Source organism: Bacillus sp. P4_D3 (assembly GCF_056401855.1).
The window spans coordinates 1-1,138 of the sequence record NZ_JBFUIN010000891.1; the positions used below are offsets into that span (position 1 = coordinate 1).

Annotated in this window: 2 protein-coding genes; one reads left to right on the forward strand and one right to left on the reverse strand. The window is 29.4% G+C overall.

Annotated elements, in window-relative coordinates:
- A partial coding sequence (locus AC1DTM_RS27710) for a helix-turn-helix domain-containing protein (RefSeq protein WP_477001400.1) occupies nucleotides 1-832 on the reverse strand: 832 nt, incomplete at its 3' end.
- Nucleotides 833-968: 136 nt separating this feature from the next.
- On the opposite strand from AC1DTM_RS27710, the gene AC1DTM_RS27715 reads away from it, so the two are divergent.
- Nucleotides 969-1,138, forward strand: a 170-nt coding sequence (locus AC1DTM_RS27715) for an SDR family NAD(P)-dependent oxidoreductase (protein WP_477001401.1), incomplete at its 3' end; no start/stop codon positions are given.

Genomic DNA, 1,138 nt, shown 5'->3' on the forward strand with positions numbered 1-1,138 from the left:
GTAAATCTATCACATGTTCCATACGTTTTTCTCGTAAATATGCAAATGTGGACATCCCAAATAATTCTTTAAACCCAATTTTTAATTTATAATCATTTAATCCTACTATTTTAGCCAATTCTAATAATGATGGGGGTGATTCCATTCGTTGAAGTAAAATTTCTTCAGCCTGTTTTATTTTATTCAAATCCTTTTTTGATAATTGACTCCTTTTATTGGCGTCACAATCATTAAGCAACACTCTCCCAAAATGTATAGAAAGCAATTCGAGCGCTTTACTTTCTATTTCTAGTTGATTAATACGATCCTTTTGGGGATGCTCTATCATTCTCTTAATAAGATTAGATGTTATAGAATCAATTGGATTTTGAAACTTTTTAAAAGATTGATTTCCTAATATAGAATGAAAATCAAGACTTTTTTCAATAGCATTATTCATCATGAAATGATTAAACAATTGTACAGGAATCCCAATCGCTAATGAATATAGAGGCGTTTCTTTTTCATATTCAAATAATACATCAAAATCATTCATAAAATATAAATAGCTATTTCCAGTCATTAATTCATACGAAGAATGACCAACTTGCACTTCTCCGAACCCTTGTAAACAAAAATTAAGCTCCACCATTGCTGCATCAGATGCAAACTGGATGCGATGATTTTTATGAAATTGATAATTTGATAACACAATTTCCATTCCTGAACACGAAGTCCATCTTCGTATTTCACCCATACCTATTGTTTTGGGCATATTCATATGTCTTTCCTCTACAACTTGTAAACCATGAAAGTATTTATGAAAAATATCATGAAAACCGTTAGTATCCATGAAATCCACACTCCTTTTATGTGAAAACTAAAATTTAATTGATAATTATTTTCAATTATATCAAATATCTTTATACAATAAATAGATTTTCTTCTTATTACTCGTTATGATAAAAGAAAAAGAAAGCGAGCGGACAATGAATAAAAAAATTGCGGTTATTACAGGTGCATCAAGTGGATTCGGACTATTAACTACACTTGAACTTGCAAAAAAAGATTATTTTGTCATTGCTACAATGCGAAATCTTGAAAAACAAGTTGAATTAATATCTCAAGCTACTAAACTCAACTTACAACAACATATACA